Source organism: Candidatus Moraniibacteriota bacterium (assembly GCA_028688415.1).
In the GTDB taxonomy this organism is placed as follows: domain Bacteria; phylum Patescibacteriota; class Minisyncoccia; order Moranbacterales; family UBA1568; genus UBA1568.
Window position 1 is genome coordinate 1 of record JAQTYF010000004.1, and the last position, 9,616, is coordinate 9,616.

The following is a 9,616-nucleotide window of genomic DNA, read 5'->3' on the forward strand; positions in this document are numbered from 1 at the left end:
AATTACCGCCAATGCCGTCGATCTTTCTGGAACGCATGTCACAGGGACACTTGCAGAGGCACGTTTTGGAGCGCTTTCCGGAGATATCACCAACACTGCTGGATCATATGTCACGACTATCTCTGCCAATGCGGTTGCTCTCACTACCGACACGACCGGAAACTACGTCGCTACCATCACCAATGGAAACGGTATCACAGGATCATCAGCCTCCGAAGGTGGTACACCAACACTCTCTGTCAACCTCCTCACAACAGCCGATGGAGTCGGATCAACATCAAGTAACTCTGGTCTGGAATTCCAAGGAGTAGGAAGTGATGCTCTCGCTCTGATCCAAGGCTGTGCTGCAAACGATGTCCTCTCATGGAACGACACAACGTCTGTTTGGTATTGTGCTTCTGTCTCTGGTGTCGGAGGTGTGACTGGAACAGGAACAGCCAACTACAACACTTACTGGACAGGCACAAGTACTCTCGGATCCGAACAATTTGTCAACGTCTCTCGTGGAGGAACAGGAGTTTCTGGAGCTACTGCAGGGAATGGAACTCTCCTCATCGGTACAGGTACCGGCTATGCTCTCGCAACACTTACCCAGGGAACAGGTATCACGGTGACCAATGCTTCTGGGAGTATCACTCTTGCAACCACAGCACCAACATCGGTGGTCAACGATACCAACATCACCGGATCGATAGCGAGTAATGCTCTCACCCTTGGATGGACTGGACAGCTCGCAGTGAGTCGTGGTGGAACAGGAGTCGGATCACTGACGTCCAATGGTCTCCTCTATGGCAATGGTACAGGCGCAGTCCAAGTCACGACGGCTGGTACCGATGCTCAATTCCTCGTCGCCAATCTGACAGGTGTCCCAACATTTGTCGGTATGTCAGGCGATGTCACCATTACCAATGCCGGTGTCGCTACCATCGGTGCCGACAAAGTTGCTCTCACTACCGACACGACCGGAAACTACGTCGCTACCATCACCAATGGAAACGGTATCACAGGATCATCAGCCTCCGAAGGTGGTACACCAACACTCTCTGTCAACCTCCTCACAACAGCCGATGGAGTCGGATCAACATCAAGTAACTCTGGTCTGGAATTCCAAGGAGTAGGAAGTGATGCTCTCGCTCTGATCCAAGGCTGTGCTGCAAACGATGTCCTCTCATGGAACGACACAACGTCTGTTTGGTATTGTGCTTCTGTCTCTGGTGTCGGAGGTGTGACTGGAACAGGAACAGCCAACTACAACACTTACTGGACAGGCACAAGTACTCTCGGATCCGAACAATTTGTCAACGTCTCTCGTGGAGGAACAGGAGTTTCTGGAGCTACTGCAGGGAATGGAACTCTCCTCATCGGTACAGGTACCGGCTATGCTCTCGCAACACTTACCCAGGGAACAGGTATCACGGTGACCAATGCTTCTGGGAGTATCACTCTTGCAACCACAGCACCAACATCGGTGGTCAACGATACCAACATCACCGGATCGATAGCGAGTAATGCTCTCACCCTTGGATGGACTGGACAGCTCGGGATAAGCAGAGGCGGGACAAATGCAACTACCATAGGCAGTGCAGGATCGATAGCCTATTCTACAGGAACAGCCTATGATTTCTCAGCTGTCGGCACATCGGGACAGTGTCTCAAATCAGGAGCGACCGGAGTCCCTACGTGGGGTGCGTGTGGTATTTCGTCTATCGGAGATACGATCGGATCTGCGACGGCTGGTTCGATATTCTTTGCAGGAGCAGGAGGCATTCTCGCGGAAGATAATGCCAACTTCTTCTGGGATGATACGAACAATCGACTCGGACTCGGGACGGCGACACCTACTGCTAATTTCCAAGTCGCCCAAGGCACAGCAGGAATAGGAACAGTTTCCAATGGGGCAGGAGGAACAATTGTCACAGGTGTCGGTACACAATTCCTCAATACGTTTAAGATAGGTGATACCATTACTATCAATGGAGAAACAAAAACTATTTCAGCTATTGCATCTGATACTTCTATGACTACAGATGCTTTCGCTGGTGCTAACTCAGGCATTGCATATACTCTCACTGGAGGAACAAGATTTTCAGTATTGGGAAATGGCAATGTCGGTATTGGTGATGTCACTCCAGCTTCGATGTTCACCGTCGGAAACGGGGATCTCTTTCAGGTCAATTCTGCCGGTGCGATCGTAGCAGCGACAGGTATCACGAGTTCAGGAACCATTACGCTTTCTGGACTCAGTACGGCTGGCATCGTGACTAATACCGCAGGAGGAGTCCTCGGAACAGTGGCATCTATCCCTGTCGCCAATGGTGGAACGAATGCGACTACCATAGGCAGTGCAGGATCGATAGCCTATTCTACAGGAACAGCCTATGATTTCTCATTGGTTGGTACCGCTGGACAAGCTCTCATCTCAGGAGGAACAGGAGCTCCGACTTTCTTTGCTCCGACTCTCGGAAGCGTACTCTTTGCTACCACATCTGGAGCCCTTGCACAGGACAATGCCAACTTCTTCTGGGATGATACAAACAATAGACTCGGACTAGGGACCGCGACACCAGCATCGATGCTCGATATCTACGGGGCTTCCAATGCTCTCAGACTTTCGTATGACGGAACAAATGCTAATACTATTTCTACCCTTGCGAATGGCGATCTCTCTCTCGCAAGTACCAATACCACCGAGGCCGCTGTTGTCATCGGTACAGGCGCTGCTTCTCAGGATGCTTCAGCACAGTTCGCTTCTCTCAACACCTATTTTGTTGGTTCGGACTATACCACGGGGAGCTTTATGATAGGCGGAGGATCCATTGTCCAATCGGGAAATGCTTTCATAACAGCCACTTCTACTGGCAACATCGGTATCGGGACAGCGACACCTACCGCCTTCCTTACTCTTGCTCAGCCGAGTGTCTCAGGAACACTGGTCAATGCCATTACCGCAGTAGGCGGTTCTTCAACTGGTGCTAATGGTATTGGTGGAGGATTTTCATTCACAGGAGGAAATGGAAATGGCAGTGGTAGCGGTGGAGCATTCACGTATGTCGGAGGGACGGGTGGAGCAACGGGTAATGGTGGAGCTATCAGTATTACGAGTGGTGCAGGCGGGAGCACGAGTGGTATAGCGGGGAATATACTTATTGCGGGAGGAGATGGACCACACACAACTGGTGGTGGCTCGGTGACGCTCAAGGGAGGGACATATGGAACATATGGAGCATCTCAGATTGTTCTCAATCCATCAGGGTCTATTACTATGGGAAGAATAGCTTTGAGTACCGCTAATGGGAACGGTGTAGTGCCAAGCGCTGGATCAATTTCTCTCATAACAGGAAATGGAAATGGGGCAGGTACTGGTGGTGCTATCAGTCTTACCGCCGGTAATGGTGGAACGACAAACGTGAATGGTTCTGACATTACACTTCTCGGTGGTGTAGGTGGAGGATCCGGTCTCGCAGGCAATATCCTTCTCGCTTCTACACATGGTTTTGTCGGTATCGGTGATGCCACTCCTGCTTCGATGCTTTCTGTTGGTAACGGGGATCTCTTCCAGGTCAATTCTGCCGGAGCGATTGCTGCCGCTACGGGTATCACGAGCTCGGGAACGATCACGCTCTCAGGCCTCAGTGTCGCTGGTATCGTAACTAATGATGCTGGTGGAGTGCTCAGTACGATGACTTCTATCTCAGTCGCTACAGGAGGAACAGGAGCTTCGACTGTCGGTGGAGCAGGAAGTATCGCCTATTCGGATGGTTCTGCTTACGCTTTCTCAGCCGTCGGTACTGCTGGACGAGCACTCATCTCAGGCGGTGCTGGTGCTCCGACGTTCTATGCTCCGACTGCCGGATCACTCCTCTTTGCGGGTACGAGTGGTATTCTCGAGCAGGATAATGCGAGCCTCTTTTTCAACAACACGACCAATATGCTCGGTGTCGGTATAGCTGTCCCAGAAGCTAAGCTCGATGTTGCTTCTACTTCTACCTCGACAACTGCTGGGAGTGAATACGGACTTCGGACAACATTTGCAGATACGGGTGTCGTGACAACGGGTCAGGATATCACGTATGGTAATTACACATCGTTCACACGGACAGGTGCGACAGGAGGAACGATCGATAGTTATGGTTCGTATGTAACAGCGACAGGGAGTACGGGTGGTGCGAGCACCCTCTACGGTTCGTACGTGACAGCGACGGGAGCGGATACGAACTATGGAAGCAGGAGTGAAGCATCTGGTACTACAGGAGCTCTCTTATACGGGGCATACAATATCGCTTCTTCAAGTACGGGCAATACCATAACGAATGCGTATGGAATGTACGGAAAAGTCGATGCGAATAGCGGGAGTATTACGAACGGATATGCGCTCTATGGTGGAGCGAGTGCGAGTGGCACAGTGTCCAATGGCTATGGACTCTATCTCGAGGACATCGCCGCGACAACCGGATACGGTGTCTACCAAGCGGGTGCCGATGATCACAACTATTTTGCGGGTAATGTCGGTATCGGTGCAGGGACGACAGGAGCTACCAATGCTCTCGAAGTGCGCTCAACGACCGCTCCACAACTCCGTGTCGCGTATGATGCTTCGAACTATTTCACCCAATCAGTCTCTGCAACAGGTGTCGTGACCTTCGATGCGACAGGCGCTGGTGCGGGATTCTCTATCGCTGACAATCTCACTATCGGTGATGCGTCAGCTGACACTGTAACGGTGAATGCTTCCACGTGGACACTTGCCAATGATACGAATTTTGCTCTTTCTGGAGGAGTGAATGGTTTTTCTGTCGACAGTACGACATTCTCAGTGGATGGACTGAATCATCGTGTCGGTATCGGCACAGCGACTCCGAATGTTCAACTGGAAGTCTATGGGACATCCAATGCCATCCGTCTCGCGTATGACGTGAGCAATTATTCGACACTTTCCACCTCGAGTACTGGAGAGTTGAGCATCGTATCATCGAGCTCTTCCGAAGGCGCGATCGTGATCGGTAATGGTTCTGCGACTGACCTCTCTATACAGTTTGATGGTTCATCAAGTGACTATTTCGTTGGTCGTGATGCGACGAGTACGAATTTCTTGATCGGTTCTGGTATGACGGTACAGGATAGTAATGCATTGCTCAACATCACATCGACAGGACTCGTCGGTGTCGGTATGACTCCTCTCGCGAAACTCGATGTGACGCTTGCTTCGACAAGTACGACGGGTGCGACACAGTATGCACTACGTAGTACATTGACCGATACAGGTATCGTCACCACGGGTACGGATACGACTTATGGCAATTACAATTCACTCACGAGAACCGGCGCAACTGGAGGTACGATCAACAGTTATGGCAATTACACGCTTCTCACTACTGATGACGCCGGAGTAGGGACGAGCACGGCTTACGGAAGTTACATCGATACCGGAGTGGCAGGGGCGACCAATGCCGATACGGTCTATGGTATGTATATCAATACCGAATCCAACGCAGGAACAACTACGGGTCTCTATGTGGATGCCGGTACAGGGGCGGGGACAGAATATTCTGCCGTGTTTATGAATGGCAACGTCGGTATCGGTACCGCGACACCAGCCTATGCTCTCGATGTACTCGCGACTGGTACAGGAGCTATCGCACGGTTCAACAGTGCGAACAATACAGGATGTACACTCGCTACTGACGGTACGATCACTTGTTCTTCGGACGAACGATTGAAGAAAAATATCGTGAGTATGACCGATAGTCTCTCAGCAGTGATGGCACTTCGTCCAGTAGAATACAACTGGAAATATCAGAATGACAGCGAGACCAAGAATTTCGGATTTATTGCTCAAGAAGTAGAGTCTGTCCTCCCTCGTCTCGTCATCACCGATGAGAATGGATACAAAGAATTGAACACCATCGGACTCGTCCCGATCATTGCTCAGGCTGTCCAAGAACAACAGACGCAGATTGTGTCTATCAACCTGAGAACAGATCAGAATGTGACGACTCTCAATGAACTCCAGGCATCGGTCGACACACAACTCGTTGTCATAGGATCGAAACTCGATGCACTCACTCTCCGTAACACACAGTATGATACGTATTTTGCCAACGACGATACGCGATTGACTGATCATGATGTCCGTCTCACGGCACTCGATACACTCACGGATCAGTTGCGTCTCGACGTGAATATGGAGACCGCACGCATCACTCTTCTCGAAACACAGATGCAGTCACTCACTGATTTCTACACGGCTTTTGACCTGAACAGTGTCATTGCTAAAAATGCTACAGGAGATATTGACCTCACTGTCGATGCCGCTGGCAATCGCGTGCTTCTCGGTGGAAAATTGAAAGCCGTACTTCTCGAAACAGGAGGATTGACGATCGAAGTGTCCGATCCTCTCGCACCGACCATCGGTACGGCCGAGGTACTACCTGTCGCTCTCGATGCGAACAGTGATGGAAATGATGACTATACAGGATTACCGATGACAGATACTCTCGTACTTGCTCGTGATGGCACGTCTGTATCGGTGATGACTCGAGCTATGATCCCGATGGTGAACGGTTCTCGTATCTTCACGACATGGAAGAATAACCCGAGTGGATTCAGCTGGGTCGAGAAGACCAAAGATGCGCAAAATGATTTCGTCGGATTCCAGATTCGTCTCTCGACACCTGTAACCGCTCCGACCAAAGTCGACTGGCTCCTCATAGAGCAGAAGGGGAATATCGTTCCATAAGAATGGGGAATACCCAATATCAAATCAATCCTCAAATAAGAAAATATCAAAATGAATGAAATAAATAGAAACATTGAAAAATTAGATTATTGAGAATTGTTTGAAAATTGAAAATTGAAAATTAGAAATTATGTATTCAGTTATTCATTAGGTATTAGAAATTAGATATTAGGTATTAAATCGGTATTCAATCATTCATTAGGTATTAGGAATTAGATATTAGGTATTTGGTATTTGGTATTCAGTCGGTATTAGATATTATTATGGCTTCTCAATACGATATAACCAAAAGTAGAACGTGGCAGTGGATCATCATTCTCCTCATTCTTTTCGGTATGACCGGAGCGTATTGGTATTTCCAGACACGTGCGGCGGTGACATTGAATAAATCTGGCGTGAGTGGAACAACAATAAATGCTTCGCAGAATACTTCGCTTACAAATGGCTTGGTAGGGCAATGGTCGTTCGATGGCAAGGATACTGCCTGGACGTCCTCTGCTGCCGGTACCATCGCTGATACCTCTGGAAGTGGCAACACCGGCACGCTCACCAATATGAGCCAAACCACCAGTCCTGTTCCAGGAAAAATCGGCCAAGCCCTCAGTTTCTGGCCAGGAGGAGTGGATACAAATGCTTACGTCGCAGTAGGTGATCCAGTTTCGGGTGCTTTGGATTTCGGTTCTGGTGATTTCTCGGTCGGACTCTGGCTGAAAGGAAATGGGTATGTCAGTCAGGGTAGCGCTGGTAATTTTGCGTTGAGTAAGAGAAGTAATGATACTGCAGGGTGTTTAGGGTACGCACTTGCCTACGATAGTTCCAATAGGATGCAGTTTGGTATAGGAAATGGTACAACTTGTTTCATCGTAACCGCTTCTCATTCCACGGTTTCTGATAACCAGTGGCATCATTACGTAGGCCTGCGATCTGGAAATGATATCTACCTTTTTGTTGATGGCGTGTTGAACTCAACTACTACGGTTTCTGGATCAGTCTCTAGTTCGTATCTGTTTCATGTAGGAAGTGATAGTAATCCTGATAGAAATACCAATGCTCTTATCGATGACGTCCGTGTCTACAACCGTGCCCTCTCTGTCACAGAAATTGCAAATCTCTATGACCTCGGACAAAGTGACAAGGTAAATAGCAGTATTTCTCAATCCCAAGGCACGGGTCGACTCGACTCCGGCCTCGCAGGTTATTGGAAGATGGATGACAATACTGGCACGAGCGCGACAGATAGCAGTACGAATGGGAACACTGGCACACTGACCAACGGCCCGACCTGGACGACTGGACAAATCGGCGGTGGACTGAATTTTGCTGCGGCAAGTAATCAGTATATCAACGCTGGAAACAATACTTCGCTTAAATTTACGAATGGCCCTTATACCCTTTCTGCATGGGTAAAATTAAACTCTATTCCGACCAATGGGACAAACACCGTAGTGATAACAAAATTGGGGACATCAAACGATTACTATTATTTTGGAATTTCTCATAACAATAGTGTTATAGCACCTTTTTGGAGGCCTGGTAGTGGTGCGTCTATGCATTTGGGCACTGGTGCGATGGTCACGGATCAGTGGTATCACATCGTGGTAACGTTTAACAAACCTGATTATGTGATGTATATCAATGGCGCAATGAATATTTCAGGGACAGATACCGTACCCGGTGGTTTCGTTAATGGTGATGGCAATTTTTATATTGGGAGTAATGCTGGGATCGGATTTTTTGATGGGAGTATCGATGAAGTCCGTGTCTACAATCGCACCCTCTCAGCCGATGAAGTCTCAGAGCTCTATCGTCTCACTGCTCCGACTGGAACAGATACAAGTCTGAAAGGCTACTGGTCATTCAATGGACAGGATATGAATGGCACCACCGCTTATGATCGCTCTGGCGCCGGCAACAATGGCACCCTTACCAATGGCCCAACCCCCACTATCGGCAAAATCGGACAAGCACTTTCGATTAATAGTAGTAAATACGTTTTGATAAATAGTGCTCCTACTCCCGCATCAGCTTCCTATGGGGCATGGGTCGATAATACGAGTTCTGGTGTCGACACAAGTTGTTTTATGGGTTATTGCGGTTCGAGTTCGGTTGTGCAAAACATCCATCTATGTATCAAGGACGCGGGAGCATACTCAAGTAATTTCGGAGTTTACGCGTTTGTAGGAAATGGTTCCCAAACATTAACAGCGTTCCACAATATTCATCCCTATCCTAAGAACAGTTGGCATCATATCTTTGCGACCTACGATGCACCCTCTGGGCTACTCAATTTGTATTTTGATGGAAATATGGTATCTAGCACATCAGGCACCGCCGGTCTTGGAATATCGTACGGCACTTATGGCTCGGATGTTTATCTTGGTGGATGCACTGCGCGTGCAACACTTCCGGCAAATATAGACGAAGCCCGTGTTTACGACCGCGCCCTCTCCGCTTCGGAAGTCACCACTCTCTACAACGCTAGTCGGTAAATTTTTCAATCGCGATTGAACAGTCAGAGATGAGAAAGAAAAATATTTTTATGATATGATGAAGTAACAATCAATTGTTTTGTGTCCCGTAATTTGTGTTTTATCTGTATGCAAAAAATTGAATTAGTTTGTATTCTGTAATTTGTGTTCTGTTTGGTCTTTGTGCACTGTGTTTTGTGCTTTTGTAGTAAGTATTAGATATTAGGTATTTTCTACTGTCCGTACATTTTCTGAATATGTTTTATTCATAAGTCATTAGAAATTGTTTGAAAATTAGAAATTAGAAATTGAAAATTATTCCCCATGTTTCATCTCTCTCCCAAAACCCTCCTCCTCACTCTCGCACTCCTCGCAGTGCCTGTCTTCGCATACCTCTTCTGGCAGATGTCTC

2 protein-coding genes are annotated in these 9,616 nt (G+C 48.3%); both read left to right on the forward strand.

Annotated features, from left to right (window positions below):
* Window positions 1-6,736, forward strand: a 6,736-nt coding sequence (locus tag PHH40_04895; GenBank protein ID MDD2767060.1) for a tail fiber domain-containing protein, incomplete at its 5' end; no start/stop codon positions are given.
* A gap of 263 nt (window positions 6,737-6,999) precedes the next feature.
* Complete coding sequence (locus tag PHH40_04900) at window positions 7,000-9,225, forward strand: LamG domain-containing protein (protein MDD2767061.1); 2,226 nt, start codon at window positions 7,000-7,002, stop codon at window positions 9,223-9,225.
* The last annotated feature ends 391 nt before the right edge of the window (window positions 9,226-9,616 follow it).

What these genes read in the sequence shown, in the direction of transcription:
- PHH40_04900 (MDD2767061.1), top strand. Translation starts at nt 7,000, where the DNA reads ATGGCTTCTCAATACGATATAACCAAAAGTAGAACGTGGCAGTGGATC.